Consider the following 25,157-nt stretch of genomic DNA (forward strand, 5'->3'; position numbering starts at 1 on the left):
GAATTGGAGACTTCAGTCAGTAGGGGGTGCGCTGGCGACAGCAACCCGGTTCCTGCCCGAGGCCTTCGCCGCATACAGCGCCAGGTCCGCGTCCTTGAGGAGTTGCTCCGTTCCGGCAGGGTGCTCGTGGCTGTGCGCGGCGACCCCCGCACTGATGGTCAGCACGCCGTCCGGATCGCCCGAGTGTTCGATGTCCAGCGCATGCACGGCCGAGCGGACACGCTCCATGACACCCTCGGCACTTGAAGCACCCTGCCCGCGAAGGACCAGCAGGAACTCTTCCCCACCGAATCTGTACACGCCGTCGTTCTCCCGCACCTCCGCGGCGAGCGTGGCTGCGATTTCCACCAACGCGGCGTCTCCCGCCTGGTGTCCGTAAAGGTCGTTGTAGCTCTTGAAGTTATCCACGTCCACCATGGCCAGGCAGTACTCCTGCCCGTAGCGGTCGCTAAGACTGTGGAGCTCTGCCAGGTCCTCGGTGAGCTTCAACCTGTTGTGCAGCTTGGTGAGCGGATCGGTGCGGGCCTGCTCGGTCAACGCGGAACGGTACCGGGCCAGATCGGCGTGCAGGGAAGTGATCCGTTGCGCAGCGAGCAGGCGGATGCGCAGGTTGAAGGGATCCAGCGGTTTGGTGACGTAGTCGTCAGCACCCGCTTCCATGCCTGCCAGCACATCGTCCCGGGACCCATGCGAAGTGACCAGTATCAGGTACGTGTACGAGTCGCCTTCGGAAGAACGGATGGTCCTGCACAGGTCCAGTCCGTTCATGCCCGGCATCATGAGGTCCGTGACCACCGCTTCAGGACGGTGCAGTTGGTACAGCTCCCAGGCTTGGTCCCCGTCCAGCGCCACGATGCACTCATGGCCGGATTGCTCCACCGCGGCTTTGGTGATGAGGCGGGAAATCTGGTCGTCGTCCGCTATCAGGACTTTCATGGGGCTCCCAACAAGGTCCGCTCGAGTGCGTGGTCAACCCGGGCGAGTTCGTCTTTCAACTGTTCAATCAGCGGCGTGGCGTCGGCTTCCAACCCCGGGCGGTCCTCCCGGCCCAGCCGTTCCAGGTCCTTGGCCAGACCGGCGGCGCCCACCGCTCCAATGTTGCCTGCCGCTCCCGACAGCTTGTGCGCCGCCAATTGGAGGGCCTTGCCGTCGCCAGTGGACAGTGCGTTGCTGAGGTGGGCAAGGGAGCGTTCAGCTTCGTCGCGGAAGGCCGTGATGGCTGCCGGCAGCAGGCTGGGGCCGAGTTCACGCAGCAGCTGCAGCCGCTCGGCGTCCAAGGGCGCGGGACAGTCCAGCACCGCGGGACCGTCCAGCACAGCGGTAACGTCCGACGCCGGTGCTGCCGCAGTCGAGGGTGGTTCGCCCGCCGATTGCTGCGGCGCGGCATCCGGAAGGTGCCCGGCAACCACGGCCGGTTGCACCGGGTCCCGACCATCCGGCGTCGTGCTTTCTCCTGAAGCGGCGCCGGCAGGAGATGCCGGGACCCACTTGGCCAGGACCGCGCCCAGCTTGTCCACATCCACCGGCTTGCTGACGTAATCGTCCATCCCGGCGGCGAAGCAGCGCTCGCGGTCCTCATCGAGCGCCCCCGCGGTCATGGCAATGATCGGGATCCTGTAAGTGCCGTGGTCACGGGCACGGATGGTGCGGGTTGCTTCGAAGCCGTCCATGACGGGCATGTGGCAGTCCATCAGCACCGCAGCGTATTTGCCGGTCAGGGTGGCAGCGACTGCTTGCGCGCCGTCGTCCACGATCTCCACGTCGTAGCCCAAGCGGTTCGCCATGCCCCGGGCCACCAACTGGTTCACTTCGTTGTCCTCGGCTACCAGCAGCGTGCCGAGCCGCGGGAGGGCCGGCACGGGAAGTTGCGGTGCGATGGGTTCGGCTGCCTTGCGTGGGCTCGTCTTGGTGGCCATGAGCCTCAACAACCGGTTGTAGAACTCGGAGCTGCGCACCGGCTTGGTGAGGTACTCGCGGATCCCGGCGGAGGTGAGGTCTGCCTTGTCCACGGCCATGGTGGAGGTGAGGAGGATGATCCCCGGCGACGGCGTTCCGTTGCTTTCGGCCTTGATGCGGCGGGCGAGCTCCAGGCCGTCGGTGTCCGGCATGCACATGTCCACCACGGCGAGGTCGTAGGGGCGGTGGGCGGTGGCGGCGGCGTGGTACTCGTCCAGCGCGCTGCGGGCGTCGGCCACTGCCACGGGCACCATGCCCCAACTGGCGAGCTGGTTCTCCAGGACCAGCCGGTTGGTGGCGTTGTCATCAACCACCAGAACCTTCCGGCCGGAAAGCGATGCCGGAAGGGCTTCGGTGTCCGGGGAAACCGGACCGACAGGCAGATCCAGTACAAACCAGAACTTGCTGCCCACGCCTACGCGGCTGTCGAGCCCGATGTCGCCGCCCATGGCTTCGGTGAGCTTTCGGGAAATGGCGAGGCCCAATCCGGTCCCGCCATAGCGCCGGGTGGTGGACGCGTCTGCCTGGGCGAAAGAGTCGAAGAGACGGCGGTGGTCTTCCGGCCGGATGCCGATGCCCGTATCGCGTACCTCGAAGCGCAGTTTGGCGTCTTCACCATCCTGCTCAAGGACCGCCACCTGGATTTCCACCTCACCGTTGGCGGTGAACTTGACCGCGTTGGAGGACAGGTTCAGGAGGATCTGGCGAATGCGTCCGGAGTCGCCCATGAGCCGCGCTGGAACGTCAGGGTGGCAATAGGAAATGAGTTCCAGGTCCTTGCTCTGCGCCGCCTCAGCCACCAGTCCGGCGACTTCGTCCACAAGGGCCCGCGGATCGAAGGAGGCGATGTCCAGGTCCACTTTCCCGGCCTCGAGCTTGGAGAAGTCCAGGATGTCGTTGATGAGGGTCAGGAGCACTTCGCCGGCGCCCTTCACACCCTGGGCGTACTGGCGCTGGACCTCGCTGAGCTCCGTGTCCATCATGAGGGAGGTCAGGCCGATCACTGCGTTGAGCGGGGTACGGATCTCGTGGCTCATGGTGGCCAGGAACTCCGACTTGAGCCGGCTGGCCTCGAGTGCGGCTTCGCGGGCGTCCAGAAGTTCAGCCTCTGCCGCCCTGCGTTCGGTGATGTCTCTTGAAATGGTTGCCACACCGCGAATCCCGTCGGGGCCGCGGACGGGGGACATGGTGATGGAGACCGGAATGGTCTTGCCATCCTGGCGAGTGCGCTTGGTTTCGTAATTCTGGATGGTGCCGGAGGCTGCGGTGAGGGCGATGGCGTCGCGTTCCTCCACCAGCAATTCCTTGGGGATGAAGAAGGTGCTGTTCCGGCCGATTGCCTCCGAGGACGGGTAGCCGTAGATCCGTTCGGCGCCCGGATTCCAGCTTGTGATGATCCCATCGGTGGTCTTGCCAACAATCGCATCGCCGGAGGAATTGACGATTGCACCCAGGCCCTCAAGTTCGGCCGTGCGTTCGGCGACTTTCGTCTCCAGCTCGCGGGTCAGCGTGACATTCTCGACGACGATCAGCACCTGCCGCACGATGACGAACGCGACCACCACCAAGCCTGTGACGAGCAGAATCGGGTCGGTGCCGATGGGGCGGCTGCGCGAGAAGAACACAGCGCTGAAGACCGGGAGGTAGGGGAGGAGCTCCAGCATCGCAGCATAGGCCCTGCCGTCCCTGCGCTGGCGCTCTGCTTCCGGGACCAGCGGGCTCAGTGCCACCAAGAGGAACGCAATCACCCAGCCAAACGCCAACGGGGAGCCGGTGACCCCTGTAATGCCTTCAAGGGTGAAGCGCACGTAGGTCAGGTCGGTGATGGCCAGGATCCAGAAGCCGATACCCAGGCACAACCACGGCAGACGGCGGCCCCGTGCCGCGCGCATGGTTAGGACAATGACCACCGAAACCATGAACACGTCTGCGATCGGGTACGCCATCTGCGTCGCTTGGGCAAAGGCGTCCTGGTTCGATTTCTGCGCCAAGGGGCCCAGCACGGAGCTCCAGGCAATGAAGAAGGTTGCGCTGGCAACCACACCCGCATCCAGGATGGTCCGCCGTAGCGACAACCTCAGTCCTTGGCCCCGGAGCAAGAGGACCAGCCCGATAGCTGTTGGCAGGGCATACCAGACGAACCCGATGTCTGCGAGTGACGGGAAGGGGTACTGGTGGTCAAGGGTGATCCCATTGACTGCCCATACGGCCTGTCCCGCGCTCCACACGGCCAGCCCGGCCACCACGAACCAGCGCCCCACTGCGTTGCCGCGCCGTTTGAAAGCGGCCCGCGCGTGTGTGGCGAGCGCGGTGAGCACAGCCAAAAGGATGGCCAGATCGCCGGCGAGTTGCGCCGTCGTGCTTCCAATCCCGCTTCCCAGACCGACTGCGAGCAACACGGCGCAGACGCCCGCGGCTATCAGGAACAGCGGCAAACCATGCCAACCGGTTGGGCGTACCGGACCAACCCCAAGCTTCACTTCTGCCACTGAACCCCTGCCTTCAACCGTGGCCCCACCAAAAGCGAACAGCGCCTCTTGCCCTCGCGCTGATGCGAGCATACGTGAAACCCACCTGAGTATCAGCACCTATCGGCATCAGTCGTCACGCCGATAGGTGCTGGGCACTATTTAGGTGAAGCGGTGGAGAGAAGTTTCGCCAGTTCCTCGTTGGAGAGCTTCGTCCACGCCGTGTCCGAGGAGCCCTGCAGGGCGGCCTCCGGGCTCTGGGCCTGGACCCACCACTTGGCCTCGAAGACCTTCTGGTCGAACATGACCCGGTCGCCCTTCCGGTAAACCGTGGCGGACGACCATTCCGGATACGTCCCCGCCGGGACTGTTACTTCCGGTTGGGGCTTGTCTCCAGGAAGGACCGGGCCGATCAACGTCCATGGTGCAGCTGCCCCGTTGGCCACGGGGTTGTTGGGCACATCGTTCTTGGTCCACCACTTGGCCTCGTAGACATTGCCTTGCCAGACAATGCGGTCCGATTTGGAGTACGTGGCGATGGGCGACCAGATGGGGTACGGGCTCGTGGCGGGATCGTCAACCACTGCGCTCGCCGTGCCGGTGTCCGTAGGAACCGCCGCGGAGGCCGGGGCACCCTGCTCCGAAATGTCGGCACCAAGGACGGCGGAGAAGAGGGCGCCACCTTGGGAGACACCGCTGCACGCATCGGAGACCACGGAAATGGTGGGGTAGTTGGGGCCGCACTCGGCATCGCGGTTCAGGGACCACATGGACATGCGGCCCACGCCCTTGTTCTCGGCGAAGTCGTGCAGGCCCTGGGCGTCGGCCAGGGTGAAGACATCGGCAACAACGTCGTTCTGGCCGATCATGGGGGTCAGGCCGATCTTCCGCCACAGGGTCTGGGCGCCGAGGTCCTGGTTGGCGGCCTTGAACACGTCGCTCAACTGGGCGTGCGTTGCCTCGGCCGCGGCAATGGAAGCCTGGAGCATCGACTGGCCGGGAACGCGGCTCTCGCCGTAGTCCATGGTCATGATGTTCACGCCGGCCAGGTCAACGCCTGCGTCCAGCATTTGCTTCACTGCGGCCGTTCCCTCAGCGGTCAGTCCGCTGGGTGCCACCGGAAGGGTGAGCCACACCGCCAGGCCCTTGTCCCCGGCCCTGTCCTTCTGCAGTTCTCCCACGGACTTGGCCAGACGCGCCAAAGCCGCCTTGTCTGACAGGGCGGCACCCTCGATATCCAGGTCGATCGAGGTCAGTTCGTACCGGTCCACCACGCTGGCGTAGGCAGCTTTGAGCTTGGTCTCGTCGGTGCAGGCAGTGGAAAGTTCCTTGTTGGTCAAGCCGCCGAAGGAGACGCTCACGTTGCCTCCGGACTGACGCAGCCTGGCGATGCGACGGTCCAGGTCCAACTGTGAGGCTGCCGCGTCCATGCTGTAGAAGGTGCCCCACGACGGGGTGCAACCGTCCTTGGCGTCAGCGACGATGAAGGACAGGACCACGGACTTTGCGTTTGCATTGACGGGCTGTTCAAACGCGTACCGCGGAGTGGCCGTGACGTCCACGTATCCGGCAAATACAGAGGGTGAAGCCGCCGCGGCCCGGGTGTCCGTGTAACTGCGCCATGAAACAACTCCAGCAGTTACGAGTCCTCCCAGAAGGAGCAACAGAACGGAAAGCCTCACAATGGAGAGCTTTCGCCCTGGGAAATATTTCGACATGGAACACCCAAACGTTGAGGGGAATTTTGAGGTGGAGCTGGTACAAAACGTGGTGCTGGGCTGCCGAATAAGACCGGCGCTGTCAACCCTTAGAGACAGGAAATAACAGATGCCCAACGTCGATTACTATAAGGGCAATCGACGTGACTTGGGGCATAGAGGGCGCACGTCGAACCGGACAACGGGCCCAACGTCCCGTAATGCAGTCTGATGGGGAAACATGACAGACCAGCTGGTTGATTCACCTGATCTTGCGCGGAATTCGGCGGAAACGCCTGAAGAAGCAGCGGAAGGCAAGGGACGCAAGAGGCAGTGGGGATCCGAACGCAGGTCGGAGCCGCTCGCCATAGTGCACCCGACGCCATCGTCGCGAAAGATCGTTCTTGGCCGTTTGGCTATTTTGGTTACGATCGCCTCGTGGATTTATTACGTGGTTTCCACCATCATCCGGCAGTTCGTGGATAACCCGAACTCTGGATTCCGTTTTGGTCTGGAATCGGTTTCTTACCTTGTTGTAGTTACTTTCTTGACCTTTTCTGCCCTGATGTACCTCTTGGCGCGCCAAGGGGCACTTTACAGATTCAAGGAGCACCGCCGTGTACCCCGGGGTGAATTGGATAATCATTTCACCGAGTATTCGGAGGGCATTACCGTCTTGGTGCCTTCTTACGCCGAAGAGCCGGGCGTGGTCCGTGGAACGCTTTGGTCCGCGGCATTGCAGGAATTCCCCGATCTGAGCGTTGTCCTGCTCTTGGATGATCCCCCCAACCCCACCGACCCGGCAAAGATCCAGCGGCTGGATCAGACACGGGCCCTGGCAGGCCAGATCCAGAAAGTCATGTCCGGGCCGGCGCAGCGTGCATCCAAGGCCTTGGAAAGTTTCCGTGCGGCCTACGGCCACTCACCCGCCACCTCTGACGCAGCGTCGGCCTCCCTCAAGGAACTCCAGTTGCTTATCGCCGAGTACGAGGCCGCCGTGGAGTGGCTGGAGGCCATGGCGGAAGCCGAGTCCGTGCAGGACCACGTGGACGAATTCTTTGTTGATCTGGTGATCATGGGCCTGGCCCGGGAACTCAGGCTCGTGTTGCTGGCACTGGAGGCAGCGAAGGCCCAAAAGACGGCGCCGAGCCCGGAACGCATGGAGCAGTTGTACCTGCGCCTCACCTGGATCTTCAACGTCCGCATGGACACGTTTGAGCGGAAGGCCTACGCCAGCCTGTCCCACGAGGCCAACAAGGCCATGAACCTCAACGCGTACATCTCCCTCATGGGCAAGCGGTGGCGGAAGGACCAGACGGACGGAAGCGTGGTCCTGCGGCCTACCACCACCGAGCGCGAGGATGACCTGGTGGTGCCGGACAGCACCTACCTGTTGACCCTCGACGCCGATTCCCTCCTGCTGCGCGACTACTGCCTGCGGTTGGTGTACTTCCTGGAATCGGCCGGCAACGAGCGCGTGGCGGTCACCCAGACTCCATATTCCTCGTTCCGCGGTGCCCCTACGCGAATCGAGCGCATCGCGGGTGCCACCACGGACATCCAGCACATCCTGCACCAGGGCATGTCCTACTACGGCGCCACCTTCTGGGTGGGAGCCAACGCGATCATCCGCAAGTGTGCCTTGGAAGACATTGTTGAAGTGGAAACCGTGGGAGGGTTCGAGGTCCGGACCTACATCCAGGACCGGACCGTCATTGAGGACACCGAATCCAGCATCGACCTGGGAACCCATGGCTGGACGCTGGTGAACTACCCCGAACGCCTGAGCTACAGCGCCACTCCACCGGATTTCGGTTCGTTGGTGGTGCAGCGGCGCCGGTGGGCCAACGGCGGCCTCCTGATCCTGCCCAAGTTGTGGAACCAGTTGTCCCAGCGACGCATGCAGCGCCAACGGATCCTCATCCGCGAGGTGCTCCTGCGCGTGAATTACATGGCCTCCATCACGTGGGCCAGCTTTGGACTCTTGTTCCTGCTCGCCTACCCCTACGACAGCAGGCTCCTAAGCCCGGCCGTGTTCATCGCTGCCTTGCCCTACTTCCTGTGCATGGGTTCGGACCTGCGGGATTGTGGCCACCGATTCAGCGACATCTTCCGGATCTACGGCTTCAACCTCATCCTCCTTCCGGTGAACCTTGCCGGCGTGCTCAAGTCCCTCCAGCAGGGCCTGACCGGCGACAAGATTCCGTTCGTCCGCACGCCCAAGGTCAAGGACCGGACCGCCGCGCCGGCCATCTACGTGCTCATTCCGTACCTGATTGTCGCGTTCTCCGTCCTGACCATCTGGCGGGACGTGCAGCAGCAAAACTGGGGCAACGTAGCCTTCGCCACCTTGAACGCCGTGCTGGCCATGAGCTGCATCCAGGCCTACATCGGTATTTGGAACTCCGTGGTGGACATCGCCCTGGGTGCCGTCAACTGGCTCTACGTCACGCCCAAGACCAAGGCAGCGGAGGTGTCGCTCGTGGTTCCCAAGACCGCGGAAGAAGTGGACTGGAAGTCCATCCTGTACCACGGTGACCGCAGGCTCAACCGTGACCTGCGCGGCGGAACCGACCGCCGTCGTCGAATCTCACTGCGCTAAGCAATCCGTCCAAACCCGGGCCCGGCACTATGCCGCGCCCGGGTTTTTGCGTTCTGAAGGTTGACTGTAATCACCCGCTCCGCATATTCTGAACGAACGGTCGGTAATTTATTAGGAGCAACCATGGCATCGCAGAATCTGCAGTCTGTGCCCGCTGAGCTGTCCCCGGAGGAACAGGAGCGGGAGGCAGCCGGTCAGGCGTACTTTGATCGCATCATCTCGGAAGACTCGCGCATCGAACCGCGCGACTGGATGCCGGCGGCTTACCGCAAGACTTTGCTGCGCCAGATCTCGCAGCACGCGCACTCGGAAATCATCGGCATGCAGCCGGAGGCCAACTGGATCACCAGGGCACCGAGCCTGAAGCGCAAGTCCATCCTCATGGCGAAGGTCCAGGACGAGGCAGGCCACGGCTTGTACCTCTACTCCGCAGCAGAGACGCTGGGGCAGACCCGGGACAAGATGATGGAAGACCTCATTGCCGGCAAGGCCCGGTACTCGTCCATCTTCAACTACCCCACGATTTCCTGGGCGGACATGGGAGCCATCGGCTGGCTTGTTGATGGCGCGGCCATCTGCAACCAGGTGCCCCTGTGCCGGGCCTCGTACGGTCCTTACGGCCGCGCAATGGTGCGCATCTGCAAGGAAGAGTCCTTCCACCAGCGCCAGGGCTTCGAGATCCTGCTGGAACTGTCCAACGGCACGCCTGCGCAGAAGCAGATGGCCCAGGACGCAGTGAACCGCTGGTACGCGCCGTCGCTCATGATGTTCGGCCCGCCGGATGACGATTCACCCAACTCCAAGCAGTCCATGGCCTGGAACATCAAGCGGTTCAGCAACGACGAGCTGCGCAGCCGGTTCGTCGGCATGATGGTGGAGCAGGTGAAGGTCCTGGGCCTGACCCTCCCGGACAAGGACGTCCGCTTCAACGAAGAGACCAAGAAGTGGGAGCACGGGCCCCTGGACTGGAACGAGTTCAAGGAAGTCCTGGCCGGCCGCGGTCCCTGCAACTCGCAGCGCATCGAGCGCCGCCGTGAGGCACACGAGGATGGCGCCTGGGTTCGGGAAGCCGCCGCAGCCTACGCCCGCAAGCAAGCAGAGAAAGTGAACGCAGCATAATGGCTCCTCACGGAAACCCCGAAGCACCGGCCAGCGCCGCCGGCGAAGTCGCCAGCGAGGCGCCCAAGGTTGCGGCAAGCACGACGGCGGCACCGGCCACCTCCGGCGCGGCGCACGAAACGCCGTGGTCCCTGTGGGAGGTCTTTGTCCGCTCCAGCCGTGGCTTGTCCCACGTCCACGCCGGCTCCTTGCATGCCCCGGATGCGGCCATGGCCCTCCGGAATGCCCGTGACCTGTACACCCGCCGCAACGAAGGCGTGTCCATCTGGGTTGTCCCGGCCGAGGCCATCGCTTCCAGTGACCCGGACTCCAAGGGCGCGTTCTTCGAGTCGCCCCAGGGCAAGGATTACCGCCACGCGACGTATTACACCAAGAGCGAAGGCGTGAAGCACCTGTGACTTCCCACGACACGAACACTGACTTCGCGATCGACGGCCACGGCGACATTTCCGTGGGCGTGCACGGCGCCGGTGCCTCCGGTGACGGTTCGGCCAGCGCCACCCGCATCACGCCGGGCAACGCGCTGCGCCCCGAGGACATCGCCCTTGAAATCCGCCGCGGCGAGGTGAAGCCCAGCGAAGACGTTGCCGAGTTCGCCCTGCGGATTGGCGACGACGGTCTGATCCTGGCCCAGCGCCTGGGCCACTGGATTTCCCGCGCACCCGAGCTTGAAGAAGACATTGCCCTTGGCAACATCGCGCTGGACCAGTTGGGGCATGCCCGCTCCTTCCTGACCTACGCAGGTGCCGCCTGGGGCAAGTCCGAGGACGACCTGGCCTACTTCCGCCGCGAACACGAGTTCCGTTCGGCGCACCTGTTCGAGCAGCCCAACGGCGACTTCGCGGTGACCATTGCGCGCCAGTTCATTGTGAGCTTCTACCAGTTCGAGCTGTACACCGCGCTCATGGCGTCCACGGATCCCACCATCGCAGCCATCGCGGCGAAGGCCGTGAAGGAAGTGGACTACCACCGCGACCACAGTGCCCAGTGGGTGCTGCGCCTGGCCGGCGGTACGGACGAGTCCCGTGCACGCATGATCCAGGGCTTCAAGCTCGTGTGGCCGTACGTGGACGAACTTTTCGAGGACGACGAGCTCACCACGCGCCTGGCCGAGGCCGGTGTCACCGTGCAGCCGTCCAGCCTTCGCGAGGCATTCGATCGGCTGACCGGCGAAATCATGGCCGAAGCCGAGCTCGAGGTTCCCGGCACACCGCAGTCCCTGGGCGGTGGACGTCGCGGCAAGCACTCAGAACACCTTGGCTACGTCCTTGCCGAAATGCAGGTCCTGGCCCGTGAACATCCCGGCGCGAGCTGGTGAGCAGCATGGCAACCCTCGCAAGGACTGAGGAGCAGCGGGCCTGGGATATCGCGTCCACGGTCTGCGACCCGGAAATCCCCGTGCTCACCATCGAGGACCTGGGGATCCTGCGCGGCGTGCGGATTGCGGAAGTACCCCAGGATGAGGAACCGCACGACGGCGGCGCCACACCTACCGCCGTCGAGGTCACCATCACGCCCACGTACTCGGGCTGCCCGGCGATGGACGCGATCGGTGACGACCTGCGGACCGCGTTCCGCAACGCCGGGTACGCGAGCGTGCACGTGAACCTGGTGCTCTCGCCGGCGTGGACCACTGACTGGATGACTGAATCCGGCAAGGCCAAGCTGGAGGAGTATGGCATCGCGCCGCCATCGGGCCGTGCAGCTGCCGGTGGCCATTCAGGGCCTGTCCGGCTCAGCCTCGCCGTGAAATGCCCGCAGTGTTCGTCGCTGAACACCAAGGAACTCACCCGATTCGGTTCCACGTCCTGCAAGGCGTTGTTCGTCTGCCAGGACTGCAAGGAGCCGTTCGACTACTTCAAAGTCCTCTAAGGAAATCCATGACCACCGAAACCCAGACGGCCAGCCGCCGTCGTGCGTCTTTCCACAACCTGACCGTCTCGGAAGTCCGGCGCCTCACGGACGATGCCATCGAGGTCACGTTCGATGTGCCGGTGGAGTTGGCCGGCCAGTACGACTACCTTCCAGGCCAGTACGTTGCCCTGCGCACCACGCTGCCGGATGAGAACGGCGAGCCGCACGAGGTCCGCCGCAGCTACTCGATCTGCGCAGAGCCGCGCAGCTTCGAGGATGGCAGCAGCGAGATCCGGGTGGCCATCAAGAAGGACCTGGGCGGCATCTTTTCCACGTGGGCCAATGCCGAGCTGAAGGCCGGTGACGTGCTGGACGTCATGAGCCCGCAGGGTGCGTTCATCTCCCGGCACGGCAAGGATGGCGCGGCCGTGCAGCACAACGTGATGAACTCCATGAACCACCCCGAGGAGCTTGCCGGTGACGCCGGGAGCTTCGTGGCCATCGCCGCTGGATCCGGCATTACACCGGTCATCGCGATCGCCCGGACGCTGCTCGCCGCCAACCCGGAGACCCGCTTCGACCTGATCTACGCCAACAAGGCCGCCATGGACGTGATGTTCCTGGAGGAGCTGGCGGATTTGAAGGACAAGTACCCGTCGCGCCTGGCCCTGCACCACGTGTTGTCCCGTGAGCAGCGGATTGCCCCGCTCATGACCGGCCGCATCGACGCGGAGAAACTGCAGTCGCTGCTCTCTTCTGCCATCCATGCGGAGGACGTGGACGAATGGTTCCTGTGCGGTCCGTTCGAGCTGGTCCAGCTGTGCCGCGACACGCTCGCTGCCCGTGGCGTCGAGCCGGAGCACGTCCGTTTCGAGCTGTTCACCACCGGCCGCCCGGACCGTCCCGAGGGTCATGCCGGCCGTCCCGTTGTGGAGGACGAGTCGCAGGAAACGTTCAAGATCACGTTCAAGCTGGACGGTCTCACCGGCGACGTCGCGAGTCCGACGCACGCCCGCGAATCGATCCTCAACGCCGCGCTGCGTGTCCGTCCGGATGTGCCCTTCGCGTGTGCCGGCGGTGTGTGCGGCACCTGCCGTGCCAAGCTGGTGACCGGAACCGTGACCATGGATGAGAATTACGCCCTGGAGCAGGACGAGCTGGACAAGGGCTACGTCCTCACCTGCCAGGCCCACCCCACCAGCGAAGAAGTGACCGTCGACTTCGACGTCTAAGGAGTCCCCATGATCGAGCTCTCCCTTGAAAACGGCATTGCCGAGATTGTCCTTAACGCCCCGGAAAAGCTGAACTCGCTCAACGAGGACGCGCTGGTTGAGTTGGGCAAGGCGTACGACGACGCTGCTGCCGCCGCCTCCCGCGGTGAAGTGCGGGCGCTGCTCCTTCGCGGAGAGGGACGCGCCTTCTGCGCCGGCCGCGACATTGCCGGAGTTACGCCCGAAACCGACGATGCGCAGGCGTACCTCGGAGGACTGGTCGAGCCGCTGCTGAAGAAGATGGCTTCTTTTCCTGCGCCCACTTTCGCGGCCGCGCACGGGGCCTGCCTGGGGGTTGGATTGGGGCTTTTGTTGGCTACGGACGTGGTGTACGTGGCGGAGAATGCCAAGTTCGGATCCCCATTTGCCAAGCTCGGGGCCACTCTCGACTCGGGCGGGCACTGGTACTTCACCGAGCGCTTGGGCATGCACCGCACCCTGGACCTGATCTACACGGCGGACCTCATTTCAGGCTCGGAGGCCGTGGCGCAGGGCCTGTTCAGCCGTGCCATGCCGGACGACGCTTTGCTGGCTACAACGCGTGCCATTGTGGAACGCGTGGCCTCCGGAGCCACGCAGGCGTTCGTCGCCTCCAAGGAGCTCGTGGCGCACATCCGCGACCAGCGGCTGGGACTTTGGGAGTCCATGGCCGAGGAGAACACCGAGCAGGCACGCCTGTGCAAGACCGACGACTACGCCGAGGGTTTCCGCGCGTTCCAGGAGAAGCGCCCCCCGGTTTTCAAGGGATAGCCCGGTGGGGCCTAGGTGAAGTCTTTGAGGAGCTTGTAGCCGGCCACTTTGCCCTCCAGGGAAATGACGGCGATCCCGTTGTCCGTGGTGTCGACGTCGGTGAGGGCGCCGTAGGTGAACGACGGGACGGCGGTTCCGCCCTTCGTACAGGGGAAGGCGGAATAGGAGCCGGTTCCTGGTACGTCTTCGTAGGGGCCGTTGGGCGGAGTGGTGTACGTGGTGGGCTTTAGGCAAACGAAGACGTCCTCGAAGGTGGTCCCGCCGTACTTCCCGGTGCGCGTGTCCAACAGGTTCGCGCTATAGAAGGTGCCGGCAATGACCCTGTCACCACGGGTTGCCGAGGGCAGCAGACCGTAAGTATTCCATGTCCGCAGTTCCACGGGCTTGCTTTCCCACTCTGCGTGGCCTGTCAGCGGATCGTAGCCGACCACCTTCGAATGTCCGCCCCGATACGTTGCGGAGGGAAACTCGATGGAACCGTCGATGTATTCGCAGCGGACAGGCAGAGCCTCACCGTCTCCCAGCTTGGTAGCTGCGGTCCCAACAGATTTGGCGCAGTCCAGATGCGACCCCTCGGCAGACCACAGCAGCCTGGCGCTGGAGGCACGGAAACCAACGGTTTTGGTGGTTTCGCGCAGGTTCAAGGTGAAGGTCCGCTCCATGAACTTGTCGGGCGGTGTGCCTGTCGGATTGATTCCAACTGAGCCGACGTACAAGTCCAGCTTTTCGGAGTACGTGAAGTAGCCTCCCATGTCCGTGGTGGCGCCCTTGCCGAACAACGTCTCCAAGTCGACCTCCCACAGGACCTCGCCGTAGGAGACGTGGGCAAGCTTCTCGACCCCGCCCTCCACCACTGAGTAGAGCTGCTTGCCCACTGGCCTGAAGTTGCCGGTGAGCGGGGTGACGTCAGGGCCGGCAAACTCCTCGCCTGCATCGAGGTCCACCCAATGTTCCAGTGTCGTCGCTGTCTCGTCGAAGGCAATGAAGCACATGTCCTCGATGTCGTCGCAGGCAAAGGGACGGGTGCTGACCAATTCCGGCCGACCGCGATACAACTCCTTGCCTGTTTGCAGGTCAAACGCCACAGCAGCTGTCCACCATGCGATGGAGCCGTCGGTGTCTTTCGGCGGTGGGCTCGCCTGCAGGAAAATAGCAGCGCTCCTGCCCGAGGCGGTCCTGGTCACGGCGGGTTCCAAGGGGACCGCGGGAGCTTCGTAGCCGGGATGCACGGGTTGTTTCCAGAGCTCCTTGCCAGTGGAAACAGAGATGGCGTGCGCCTCCACTCCGCCGGAAGCTTTGGCGTAAACCAGTGCGACGCCGTCGGAAACCACAGGCTGTCCCAGGGGTTCGAGCGGAACTTCCCATGCCGCCGTCGTGGTTTCGGTGTTCCGCGCATTGGGCGCCTTGGTTGGGGCCGGCGAGGTGGGTGTTGCCTTCGGCATTCCCGGCAGGGGGATGGCAACACAGGAGGACAACAGCATCGCTCCCACAGCGGCCAGGCCCACGCCGAGAAGCTTGAAGTGCTTTCGCCCACGGGCGGTGGAGGCGGATGACATCATGGTTCCCCCAAGGAACGTTTGAGGTTCAGCACCTGTTCGGTGTTTGTTCCAAACCAGAGATTGCCAACTGGACGTGGCTGACATAGAGGATAGCGGACATCGGTGGCGGTGTTACTGTTGCGTCGGCGCGGAGTCGCGTCCGGAACATTCATGGGGGTTCAGTGACCAACGAGACGAGCGATTCGGTCCACGGCCGGCAACCGACGCAACCCGTGGGAGCGCCGCCGCTCCAGCCCCAAGGTTTCGCGCCGCCGTCGTACCCGCCGCCTATGCCGCAGTACTACCAGCCGCCGCAGTTTGTGCAGCAGCCCTTTCCCTACCAGGCGTATCCGGCGCCTGTACCGCCGTCGTACGCTGTGCCCGGCCCCGGCCCCGGGCCTGTGCCTGTGCCAGCACCGGCGCCGTACCCGTCGAGAGCGCGCGGGGCGTTTGGCCCGTCATTCTGGTTCACGGGCTCACTCCTGGCCATTGTTGCCTTGGTGGCCGCAGTGCTTGGCAGCGGCGAGGCCATCCTGGTTTTGCTTGGCGTGGCGGCGGCGATCACCGGACTCTACGCGCTCGTGTTCAAGAGGGCTTCCTGGGCCAGGCTCCCCGGCAGGAGAGCCGCAGCAGCAGTTGCCATCGCCGGTGCTGCGTCGCTGCTGCTGGGCGGCATCGCCGCTGGTGTTGAAACATGGAAGGGCTCGACGCCGGTTGCCGCACCCGCCGCTGCGGGCACCATCGTGGAAGGCGTGTGGCTGGTAGGAGAAGACGTGGCGGCAGGCGAGTACAAGACGGTGAACGAAGTCACCGACGGGTGCTACTGGCGGATTACCAGGCCCGGGGGAGGAAGTGACGGCACCATGGGCGCCGTCATCAGTGGATACCCCGTGGTGAAACTGAGCAAGGGGCAGAGATTCACCACCCACGGCTGCGGTACCTGGGCCAGGCAGTAGGCCGTCCAGTCAGTACGCAGGCTTCTCCCAGGTGCGGCGACCTACCATGGACCACATGACTTCTGCCCGGGACGTACGCTCTGCTGCCGTGGTGATCAATGCCGCGTCGCGTCGTGGTGCCGCTGCCACTGACGCCGCCGTCGCTGCGATGCGGGAGGCAGGCTTGCCCCTTTCCTCGGTGCACGCGGTTTCCTCCGGCGCGGAGCTGGGGGCAGCACTTGAACGGGTAATCGCGGAGGAGCACGACCTTGTGGTGGTCGGCGGCGGGGATGGCACGGTGAGCTTCGCGGCGGGGCTTTTGGCCGGCACGGAGATCGCCTTGGGTGTTCTTCCGCTTGGCACGGCGAACGACCTTGCCCGGACACTCGAGATCCCCAGTGGCCTCGCCGAAGCGTGTGCCGTTGTGGCCGATGGGAAAATCGTGGACATCGACCTCGGGCGCGCCAACGGCAAGCCGTTCCTCAACGTTGCCTCAGTAGGCCTCTCGGTGGGTGTGACCGAAGCCCTCAGCCCACGCTTGAAGAAGCACATTGGCCCTCTCGCCTATGGTGTCGCCACGGTTCAGGCGTACGCCCGCCACCAACCATTCCGGGCGCGACTGGAGTTCCCGGACGGGGACCACCAAACCCTGGAGCTTGAGGACTTGCTTCAGGTGGCCGTGGGAAACGGCCGGCACTATGGGGGCGGGAACACCGTCTCGCCCATGGCCGGAATAGACGACCACACCCTGGACATCTACGCCATCCTCGCCGCGCCGCTCCGGGAGCATGTCAAGATCGCGCGACTGCTGAAGGACGGGAGCTTCGTTGAGCACGACCGCGTGTACCACTTGGAAACCCGAAACGTCCGGCTGGTCACCGAGCCGCCGTTGTCAGTGAACCTCGACGGCGAGATCGCCACCGAAACGCCCACGGACTTCAGTGTGCAGCGGAACGCGGTCCATGTGGTGGTGCCGCAGGGGAGCACGAGTGCCACGTTCGATGGTCCTGTGAAGTGACTCGCCGCGGATCGGCGTTCACTTCACATGTTATACGGCCAGTTTTTCGTGCGCTGCTTTGCAAGAAGGACAGACAGGAACTGTCTCTGGATTGGATGTCGGGACGAACCACGTTCCGCATAAAGCCCTCACAGCGTTGCCTTCAACGCTGGCTTCAACGATTTGTTCCTTGCGTGTGTAATGCGCCTGCACGCCAAGTTTGACTTGGGTTTGTTGTAGATGAGCTGGAAGAACACCAGTGTCGGCCGCGACTTTCGCTTGGTTGACGACATTCGCGCTGACAAGAGTTGACCAGATCTCATCGGTTCCGACCCCCGGAAGTACTCTCCAAGCGTCGGCGACGGGCTCAATCACGCTTTTCAGCGTCTCTACGGCAGTACTCATCAGGTTCGGGCGGCTGTGGTCCATTCTCTGCACTCGCAGGAACACCTCCACGAGTTTGTCGTCGTCGAACTCGACTTGTTCGAGTTCAAAGGTTAGGTGCAGGAGCGGGTCGGCAACCAAGGCAGGCGACGGGGAAGGCACGTGAAGAGACCGTGATTCTTCTGAGTCGCTGCATTCAGATAGGCAGACGAGCGCCGAGAGCCGCAACTGGGCAAGCCAGGCTTCACGACGAGCAACCTTCGTCTCCACGTCTTGCAGCCGAATGTCGGCAGCGGCGGGGAGGTACCGTGAAGGGCCGTCAGCGAGGATCGAGTCCATGAATCCGGCGTAGAAGTCTCTGGCGTCACCATCCGCGCGAATCCCGCCAGCGCACAGCCATACGTGCTCTTCCCCATCCGGTTGTTAGGTCCTCGCAAAGACACCGCAGGGTTACTCGTCGGTGATATGCCATTCCGTCAGGCTAGTCGGAGCAATTACATTTCGTCGATTGCAAGAGCACGTGTCGAACGTACGTTTGCATTGTTCTCGGCAGTCATTCGGCGCAACTCTTCGGCTCTTGCGGCGTAGTCACGGATGTCTGCCATCGCAATGCGGCGGTCCCGGGCACCGACGACTGTAAACGGGATGGCTCCGGAGTCCAAGACCTTATAGAAATGGGCCCGGCTGACGCCGAGGATCTTGGCTGCTTGGTTCGGGGTTAGCGCGTCATCTGCGCCAGCGATAATTACGTCCCGACCGGATCGAAGTGTTTCCACGAAAGCCTCAATGGCATTGCGTGCATCACCCTCCGGAAGTGTCGCGACAAAGCCGTCGAGGGCGGAGAGTGTTTCCTGGGGTGTTGCATTGGCGGTTACGGTGAGCGTAGGCATGGGAGATCACCTGATTCTTGTGTGGCAACCGGAAGTGCTCAATGAGGATCCGGATTTCTATATGTCACAAGTGTCACCGATGGGGGGCGGAAGTCAACTTAGACGGATCGAGAGTAGCTCCGTCCTCATCTTAGGTTCCCTCGATAAGCCTCGGCCGACGATAGTCCACCGTTGCCGGGGTATGAACCCCGCGCGGCCGGCCCATTAGGCTTGGCGAATGACCACCGCCGAGGACTCCGCCACCCGCCGCGCGCAGAGGTGGCTGCAGGCAGCATTCGGCGCCTACTTGGTGGCGCTTGCCCTTGTGGTCTTCCTGCCGTCGAAGGAAGCGGGCGCGGTCACGGGTTTCGTCGGGATCATCGCCGGTTGGCTTGCGGCGGTGGGATTGCCCCTCAAGGAAGCGGCCGTCGCCGTCGAGTTCGTCTCCAACATCGTCATGTTCGTCCCGTTCGGAGGACTGGTCCGGCTCCTCTGGCCAAGGCGTTGGAACTGGTGGCGCATCCTGCTGCTGGGAGCCGCGACGTCCACGTTCATTGAGCTCACGCAGCTGTTCGTTCCCGGACGGGTGACAGCGTTGTCCGACGTCATCGCCAACACGGCCGGCGCAGTGATCGGCGCTGCTGCAGCGGGATGGTGGCTGCGCCGGAGCACCTAGAGGTGCTTGCCCAGGATCGCCACAACGTCGTCGCAGTAACCTGCGATGCGGTGGCCCACCTCGCGGTGCACTGCCTCGGTGGCGTTGATGGGGTCCGGAATATCGTCGGCGACGACCAGCACGGCGGCTGACCGGACGGCCGCGGTTCGCCGCACCAAACGCGCGACGGCGGAATCGGCACCGCTGCCGGTCACGGCGGCCCAGCTGGGCGCCGCGGGCTGGCTCGTGGTGACAGGCAGGGTCTGCGCCGCCCTCACGAATTCGGCCATGGTGAAGGTCCGCTGGGCTGCGCCGGGAAACCTTTTGACCAGCTCGTCGCGCTGCTTCCGGGTCATGGTCAGGACCAGGTTGGCGGCCGCCACGGACTCGTCCGTGATCTGTTCGCCCACCGAGCCGTCGGGGTTGCCCCCGTACTCCCTGGACAGGTCAGCAGGCAGGGGCTCCATGGGGGCGCCGGCCGCAGCGTGCAGTCCTGCGCTGGCCACGGAGAAGTTCCCGATTCCGGCCTTGGCCAGCCGGGCACGGATCAGCTGTTCCGCGAGCGGTGAGCGGCAAATGTTGCCGGTGCAGACTGTCAGGATTGACGACGGCGGCGGCTGGGCACCGGCGTTGGACGGCATCACAGTGCGGGGGTGCTTTCGCGACGACGGCCGCGGCGCTGGGTGGGCAGGGGGACGTGCTCGGAAGAGTCCACCGGCTGCGACTCCGACGCTGGAACGTGGGTGGCGTTGAGGGACTCGCTGCCTGCTTCTTTGCGGTTGTAGTACGTGTAGTACTGGTAGCCGTAGTCTTCGCCCTTTGAGGACTTCCGGGAGACGCCGTTGATGATGAGGCCCAGGGGGCGTCCTTTGACGCGTTCCAGGTTCTGCAGGGCCCTCTTGAGCTGGTCATAGGTGGTCTTGCCCGCCCGGCTGACCACAATGGCGCCATCAGTGCGGGCCGTGAGGATCGCGGCGTCCGTGACCGGCAGGAGCGGCGGGGCGTCCACCAGGACAATGGCGTGCTTGGCGATGTCCTCAAGCAGCGTGTGCATGACGTTGGACCCGAGCAGTTCGCTGGGGTTGGGCGGGACGGAACCGGCGCCGAGCACGAACAAGTCGCCGCTCTCGCCCCACGGCTGCAGGACATCGTTGAGCGTTGCGCGTCCGATGAGTACGTCGGTCAGGCCGACGTTGGTGAGGAGCCCGAAGGTTTTGGCCAGCTTGGGCCGGCGGAGGTCGCCGTCCACCACAACCACGCGCTGGCCGGACGCCGCGATGGTCTGCGCAAGGTTGGCGATGACGGTGGTCTTTCCTTCGCCGGGGAGTGCGGAGGTGACCACAATGATGCGCGGGGGATTGTCCACGTCCATGAACTGCAGGTTGGTTCGCAGTTCACGGATGGCCTCGGCCACGGCGTAGTCTTGGTGGTTTTTGTTCTCCAGGTCGTTGCCGCCCTGGGACAGTACGATGCGGTTGGAACCATCGAAGTTCTTATGGAACGGGACCGTGCCGATCACGGCAACGCCGGTTTCGGATTCCAGGCGCACAGCCGAGCGGACGCGGCGGTCGAAGATGTTGCGGAGCAAGGCGTACGCAATGGCAACCACCAGGCCTGCTACCAGACCGATGACCAAGGCAAGCCGGGTGTTCGGGGACGTTGGTGATGTTGGCAATTGTGCAGCATCGAGGGAACGGAAGCTGACGATCGATGTGTCGGTGCTGTTTGCGCCGCCCTTTTCCAACTCGTCAACTTGCTTGCCGACTGCCCGGACCCATGCCTCGGCGAGGTCGCGCGCAGACTCGGGAGTGCTTGCCTGGGCGCTGAACTTCAGCGTTGCTGTGTCTTGGGGGTTTTGAACGGACACCCGTGCGATCAGTTGCTCGGGGGTCGTGCCTTGGAGTCGGAGGTCCTGGATGACGGTTTCGGCCACTGAACGGGACTTCGCAACATCCATGTAGGACTTCGCCCTCGACTTGGAATAGGTCTCGCCGGCCATGGCCGTTCCAAGGTCCTTGTTCACACCAACGGAGATGATCCCACTGGCGTCCGCGCTATAGACCTTCGTTTGGGTCAGGGTCCAGCCAAAGGCCACTATTCCGCCCAGGATGGTGATCGCGATAACGGAAATCCAATGCGCCCGGAGGACCTTCCAATAGTCCGTCAGCTCCATGAAAAATGTCCCCCTGATGTTGTGTGCCCTCGACACAATAAAGAACGCGGTTCTTGAACTGCGCCACGGATATCGTAACGTGCAGTTCTATAGGGGCGACTCACCAGAGGGTGGGATGGGGGATTTATGACAATGCAGGATACTGACTTTCTCGAACGTGAAGCAGCCGATAGTGGTCTCGGTAGTGCACCGCCAAGGGACAACCACGAGTGCATATTCGGTGCTGTTTCCCTTGGGTCCATTTCCGGTGATTTGGAGCTTCTTGATCCAAATACTTCGCCGGACACCGTGAATATCTATTTCGTCAGGTCCGGAGTCGTGCGCGATCCGACCGCCGGCACTTTGATCCCGGGTGAAGGGACGGTGGTCATAGTGCCCGGCGGGCAGGAGTTGGCGTCGCCCTTCGTGGGGGAGGGCGAGGCTAAACGGATCTCCATCCAACGGGCTGCGGCTGAAACATTCGTGCCACAGGCTTTGGACGGTGTGACCATAACCCGGGTGAAGTCCAGGCTCGATGCCGCTGCCGAGGCTTTCGTCGGAGCCGTCCTGGAGCAACCATCCCGCGAAGGCTCTGCCATTGAGTCCTACGCCACCGAGCAGATCCTGCTGGAACTGACGGGAAGCCTGCTCCTGGACCACTGCGGGGTCAGTTGGAATTCCACGTCAGTGACGTCGGTGCTGAGGGACCAGGCCATGGCCGTCATCGCACAGCGCTGCGCGGACAGGGAGTTGAATCCGGACGCCGTGGCCAGGGCCGTGCAGTCTTCATTGCGACGGGTCCAGGCCGCTTTTGCCGAGGTGGGGAACTCCATTGCTGCAGAGATCCGGAGGCAACGCGGCAGGCTCGCCCGCACCCTGCTCACTGACTCCCGGTACGACGTTCTCAGTGTCCAACAGATCGCCGAGCAGACCGGCTTCGGAACGACGGCGGCCCTTCGACGGACGCTCGATGAACTGTACGGCTGTGGTCCCTCAGACCTGCGCGACCGTCGCGTAAGAGACTAGCCAAGGCCTGAAAGTGGCGGAAAGACGGGCGTGACGGACGTTTCGTGCAGACCTTGGACCATACAGCGACAATCTGCGCGCAAACGCCGAATCTGTTCAATTGGGCCGAAAAACCGTGGGTAGTCTCTATCCCAGATGGGGGAACTCGGCATGTGCTGGATTCCAACCGATGGTTTTCATCCCTAGCTGAAAGAAGAACTATGAGCGACGAACTTACGGTCTCCAAGCCGCACACACGCCGTGCAGTGGTCAAGGGCGCAGCTTGGTCCGTTCCGGTCATCGCGGCAGCTGTTGCAGCGCCTGCCGCGGTTGCCTCCGTGAACAACGCGGCCCTCGCAGTGACCGGCACGCAGACCGGTCTGCTGACCCTCAACCTGCTCGACGGCGGCGGCACCCTGACGGCGACCGCACTCACCACCGTTCCCACCCAGATCAGCCTGACCAATGGCCCCGGAGCCATCAACGAAACTGCAACGATCACGGTGACGGTTGCCCGCCCTGCCGGTATCAACATTCCGGTTGGACGTGCCCGCGGTTTCGGCGTCTACTCCTACAACGGTGTCAACAGCACCGCCGGCCAGCGCACTACCACCTACCAGACTGCCCCGATCATCGGTCAGTACGGGATGCCGACCACAACCTTCACCACCACACAGGCCATCAACGTGGCGAGCAACGGCACGTTGGATATTCCCATCGTGTTCGGTCTTGCAGGTGTCAGCACCGGCGTTGCCATTAGCCTTTTGGCCACATTCCCGGTAACCATCACTGTGCAGTTCAGTACCAGGACGCTTACCGCCAGCGGAACGATTTCCGTGCCGGTGGGTGCGGGTCTTCTCTAAAGTACTTTTGAACGAAATTTACAAGCGAAAACGCGTCAGTAATTGACTGACGCGTTTTCGTGCGTCCTGATCATGGGATGCAGGTTCTTCCATGGCTGGATAATGCAAGGATGCTTAGCTTGCGGTTCAGCGGATAATCTTTTTGGGTGGGATAAATGCGGACCGGTGACTTTACGGTAGATGCCTTGGGCGGGCATGTCAGGATTCGCCTGGATTTTGCCGACCATGCTTTTGACGAGCAACGTTTCCGGGAATTCGAGGAACCCTGGCGGGATGCTTCGCCGCACAGCAACGAGGCGAGTGCCGACGTCGTAAATCCCGTAGCCGAACTGGTGTGGCGGTTTCCCGACGCCGCCGGAACTCCCGGATCCATAGCAGAGTTGTCCACCTACGCCACCCTCGCGGCCATCGAATCCAAGCGGGGCCGCCTGCTGATGCTCCACGCAGCCGGTATTGCGGACGCATCCGGGGAAGTGTTGGCGTTCATCGGGCCTTCCGGCAAGGGCAAAACCACCTTGGCGCGCACTCTGGGCTCCGACTACGGCTACGTCACAGATGAGACAGTCGGCATCGATTCAGACGGCGCCGTCCACCCTTACCGCAAGCCCCTGTCCGTTCTGCGATCAGGCAAGGCTTTCAAGGATCAACTGGCGCCGTCGGCACTGGGACTTCGGGAATTGCCGGACGCGCCGCTTCACTTGGGCGGCCTTGTGGTGGTTGACCGCGATGAAGATTTTGCTGGCCCGCCGCGAATCGTCACCCTTGGACTCTGCGAGGCCTTGGCCGCGATCGTCCCGGAGGCCAGCTATCTGGCTGACATGGACAAGCCCCTGCAGAACATAGCCCGGCATGTGGACCGAAGCGGGGCAATCCAGCAGGTGACGTACCGTGACGCTACGCAAGTCCTGCCCCTGGTACCCGAACTTCTCTCAAGAGTGGAACCTGGCGAGTGGGCTGCGGTGATGCCGTCGGGCAGCGCGGGTGTACGGAGTCCGTTCGCGGACGAAACCTTCGTGCCTTCCTTTGTGTTGGACGCCGTGGAGGCTGACGGCCAAACTGCTGTCCTTGATGCGAACCGCGTAGTACACGTCCTGGACGGCGTTGGTCCTTTGGTGTGGCGGACTCTGAGCGACGGTTTTGATTTCGAGGCCATCCTGCAGGAGGTGCAACAGGAGTTCGGTGCGCCGCCGGAACAGAGCCTGGACGCCGCCGTCGTCGATGTCCTTATTGCGTTCGCTGATGCCGGGCTTGTGCTCCGCCTTCCGGAACCACACGCGTGAGCGGCGCAACAGCGACGGTCGCCACCCGCCGTCGTCGATTCCTGCGGTCACCCTGGTTCCATGCTGTCCTGGCGCTGGTCCTGATTTCCATGGTCCAGGGATTCTTCCTGAAGGTCTACAGCGTCCCTTCCGGCTCCATGGAACAGACCCTCAACGTGGGCGACCGCGTCTTGGTGGACAGGACCGCCTACGTGTTCGCTGAACCGCAACGCGGAGATGTGGTGGTGTTCCGGAAACCGGTCACGTGGGGACCGCCGCCCCAGCACGGATTCGCTCGGACCGCCGTCGGCTGGTTCGGGGAGGTGACGGGCATCGGGCCCGGCAACACCGAATACCTGGTGAAGCGCCTGGTGGGCCTGCCCGGGGACACAGTGGAATGCTGCGGCGCCAGCGGCCAGGTCATGGTCAACGGACAAGCAATTGCCGAGCCCTTCGTCTTCGAGGACCTCCCCTTCGATGTGGGAAACCTTGACTGCACGACGGCGGTCTCCTCACCCCGCTGCTTTGGACCGATCCGACTTGGTGAGGACCAGTACCTGTTCTTAGGTGACCACCGTTCCAACTCTGACGACTCCGTTGCAGCATGCCGGAGCGCCTCGGCAGGCAGCGACTGTGCCAAAACGGCGACGCGTTCGGACCTGGTGGGGACCGTCGGTTGGTTCCTGTATCCGTTCAACAAGTGGGGCAGCGACGGCCTGAGTACTGCGATTGGGGACGCACCATGACCAAAGCCCGCAGGACAACGCGCATGAGGAAATGGGG

The 25,157-nt window shown here is 63.4% G+C and carries 22 protein-coding genes; 14 read left to right on the forward strand and 8 right to left on the reverse strand.

The genetic code is table 11. From position 1 onward, the window contains the following. Positions 1-12 precede the first annotated feature (12 nt). From ACH488_RS15740 to ACH488_RS15750, 3 genes are all read right to left on the reverse strand, one after another. Entirely contained in the window at positions 13-936 is a 924-nt protein-coding gene (locus ACH488_RS15740; RefSeq protein ID WP_397325498.1) for a diguanylate cyclase, read from the reverse strand. Further along, positions 933-4,445 carry a response regulator gene (locus ACH488_RS15745; protein ID WP_397325499.1) on the reverse strand — a complete coding sequence of 1,171 codons (3,513 nt, stop codon included), beginning with the start codon at positions 4,443-4,445 and terminating at the stop codon, positions 933-935. Before ACH488_RS15745 ends, ACH488_RS15740 begins: the two co-directional genes overlap by 4 nt. Positions 4,446-4,582: 137 nt before the next feature. Further along, positions 4,583-6,106: a chitinase gene (locus ACH488_RS15750; protein WP_397325500.1), complete on the reverse strand. Its 1,524-nt coding sequence runs from the start codon at positions 6,104-6,106 to the stop codon at positions 4,583-4,585. A gap of 256 nt (positions 6,107-6,362) precedes the next feature. Between ACH488_RS15750 and ACH488_RS15755 the strand changes: the two genes are divergently transcribed. The 7 genes from ACH488_RS15755 to ACH488_RS15785 all read left to right on the forward strand — a co-directional run bounded on the left by ACH488_RS15755 (position 6,363) and on the right by ACH488_RS15785 (position 13,717). Continuing rightward, on the forward strand, positions 6,363-8,723 hold the full coding sequence (locus ACH488_RS15755; protein WP_397325501.1) for a glycosyltransferase family 2 protein: 2,361 nt from the start codon (positions 6,363-6,365) through the stop codon (positions 8,721-8,723). 123 nt (positions 8,724-8,846) lie between these two features. Beyond that, positions 8,847-9,842, forward strand: coding sequence for a 1,2-phenylacetyl-CoA epoxidase subunit PaaA (gene paaA / locus ACH488_RS15760; protein WP_397325502.1), 996 nt, complete (start codon positions 8,847-8,849; stop codon positions 9,840-9,842). Next, the gene (paaB, locus tag ACH488_RS15765; RefSeq protein WP_397325503.1) at positions 9,842-10,240 is read left to right on the forward strand and encodes a 1,2-phenylacetyl-CoA epoxidase subunit PaaB; all 399 of its coding nucleotides are present in this window, start codon (positions 9,842-9,844) and stop codon (positions 10,238-10,240) included. The genes paaA and paaB overlap by 1 nt, the downstream gene beginning before the upstream one ends. Continuing rightward, positions 10,237-11,160 (forward strand): 1,2-phenylacetyl-CoA epoxidase subunit PaaC, encoded by a 924-nt coding sequence (paaC, locus tag ACH488_RS15770; RefSeq protein ID WP_397325504.1) that lies wholly within the window; start codon positions 10,237-10,239, stop codon positions 11,158-11,160. Before paaB ends, paaC begins: the two co-directional genes overlap by 4 nt. Positions 11,161-11,165: 5 nt before the next feature. Beyond that, on the forward strand, positions 11,166-11,714 hold the full coding sequence (gene paaD / locus ACH488_RS15775) for a 1,2-phenylacetyl-CoA epoxidase subunit PaaD (protein WP_397325505.1): 549 nt from the start codon (positions 11,166-11,168) through the stop codon (positions 11,712-11,714). An 8-nt stretch (positions 11,715-11,722) separates the two neighbouring features. Beyond that, positions 11,723-12,928, forward strand: a complete 1,206-nt coding sequence (gene paaE / locus ACH488_RS15780) for a 1,2-phenylacetyl-CoA epoxidase subunit PaaE (protein ID WP_397325506.1) — start codon at positions 11,723-11,725, stop codon at positions 12,926-12,928. Positions 12,929-12,937: 9 nt separating this feature from the next. After that, entirely contained in the window at positions 12,938-13,717 is a 780-nt protein-coding gene (locus tag ACH488_RS15785; protein ID WP_397325507.1) for an enoyl-CoA hydratase/isomerase family protein, read from the forward strand. A gap of 11 nt (positions 13,718-13,728) precedes the next feature. On the opposite strand, the gene ACH488_RS15790 is transcribed toward ACH488_RS15785, so the two are convergent. Then, complete coding sequence (locus tag ACH488_RS15790; protein ID WP_397325508.1) at positions 13,729-15,276, reverse strand: hypothetical protein; 1,548 nt, start codon at positions 15,274-15,276, stop codon at positions 13,729-13,731. Between the two features lie 161 nt (positions 15,277-15,437). Between ACH488_RS15790 and ACH488_RS15795 the strand changes: the two genes are divergently transcribed. Next, positions 15,438-16,211 carry a hypothetical protein gene (locus tag ACH488_RS15795; RefSeq protein WP_397325509.1) on the forward strand — a complete coding sequence of 258 codons (774 nt, stop codon included), beginning with the start codon at positions 15,438-15,440 and terminating at the stop codon, positions 16,209-16,211. 46 nt (positions 16,212-16,257) lie between these two features. Then, a complete protein-coding gene (locus tag ACH488_RS15800; RefSeq protein WP_397325510.1) occupies positions 16,258-17,208 on the forward strand; it encodes a lipid kinase in 951 nt (316 codons plus the stop codon). A 30-nt stretch (positions 17,209-17,238) separates the two neighbouring features. On the opposite strand, the gene ACH488_RS15805 is transcribed toward ACH488_RS15800, so the two are convergent. Continuing rightward, positions 17,239-17,910: a DUF3039 domain-containing protein gene (locus ACH488_RS15805; protein WP_397325511.1), complete on the reverse strand. Its 672-nt coding sequence runs from the start codon at positions 17,908-17,910 to the stop codon at positions 17,239-17,241. 155 nt (positions 17,911-18,065) lie between these two features. Next, positions 18,066-18,461, reverse strand: coding sequence for a helix-turn-helix domain-containing protein (locus ACH488_RS15810; RefSeq protein WP_397325512.1), 396 nt, complete (start codon positions 18,459-18,461; stop codon positions 18,066-18,068). A gap of 217 nt (positions 18,462-18,678) precedes the next feature. On the opposite strand from ACH488_RS15810, the gene ACH488_RS15815 reads away from it, so the two are divergent. Continuing rightward, positions 18,679-19,116, forward strand: a complete 438-nt coding sequence (locus ACH488_RS15815) for a VanZ family protein (RefSeq protein WP_397325513.1) — start codon at positions 18,679-18,681, stop codon at positions 19,114-19,116. Here ACH488_RS15815 and ACH488_RS15820 read toward each other — a convergent pair. Both ACH488_RS15820 and ACH488_RS15825 read right to left on the reverse strand, forming a co-directional pair. Continuing rightward, complete coding sequence (locus tag ACH488_RS15820) at positions 19,113-19,736, reverse strand: low molecular weight phosphatase family protein (protein ID WP_397325514.1); 624 nt, start codon at positions 19,734-19,736, stop codon at positions 19,113-19,115. The genes ACH488_RS15815 and ACH488_RS15820 overlap by 4 nt on opposite strands. Further along, a complete protein-coding gene (locus ACH488_RS15825; RefSeq protein WP_397325515.1) occupies positions 19,736-21,268 on the reverse strand; it encodes a polysaccharide biosynthesis tyrosine autokinase in 1,533 nt (510 codons plus the stop codon). The genes ACH488_RS15820 and ACH488_RS15825 overlap by 1 nt, the downstream gene beginning before the upstream one ends. Positions 21,269-21,586: 318 nt before the next feature. Here ACH488_RS15825 and ACH488_RS15830 point away from each other — a divergent pair, with 318 nt between their 5' ends. The 4 genes from ACH488_RS15830 to lepB all read left to right on the forward strand — a co-directional run bounded on the left by ACH488_RS15830 (position 21,587) and on the right by lepB (position 25,120). Further along, the gene (locus ACH488_RS15830) at positions 21,587-22,273 is read left to right on the forward strand and encodes a helix-turn-helix domain-containing protein (RefSeq protein WP_397325516.1); all 687 of its coding nucleotides are present in this window, start codon (positions 21,587-21,589) and stop codon (positions 22,271-22,273) included. Positions 22,274-22,473: 200 nt separating this feature from the next. Further along, complete coding sequence (locus ACH488_RS15835; RefSeq protein WP_397325517.1) at positions 22,474-23,115, forward strand: hypothetical protein; 642 nt, start codon at positions 22,474-22,476, stop codon at positions 23,113-23,115. 155 nt (positions 23,116-23,270) lie between these two features. Then, positions 23,271-24,395 carry a PqqD family peptide modification chaperone gene (locus ACH488_RS15840; protein ID WP_397325518.1) on the forward strand — a complete coding sequence of 375 codons (1,125 nt, stop codon included), beginning with the start codon at positions 23,271-23,273 and terminating at the stop codon, positions 24,393-24,395. After that, positions 24,392-25,120, forward strand: a complete 729-nt coding sequence (lepB, locus tag ACH488_RS15845) for a signal peptidase I (RefSeq protein WP_397325519.1) — start codon at positions 24,392-24,394, stop codon at positions 25,118-25,120. Before ACH488_RS15840 ends, lepB begins: the two co-directional genes overlap by 4 nt. The last annotated feature ends 37 nt before the right edge of the window (positions 25,121-25,157 follow it).

Source organism: Paenarthrobacter sp. NPDC018779, from assembly GCF_044391085.1.
Lineage (GTDB): Bacteria > Actinomycetota > Actinomycetes > Actinomycetales > Micrococcaceae > Arthrobacter.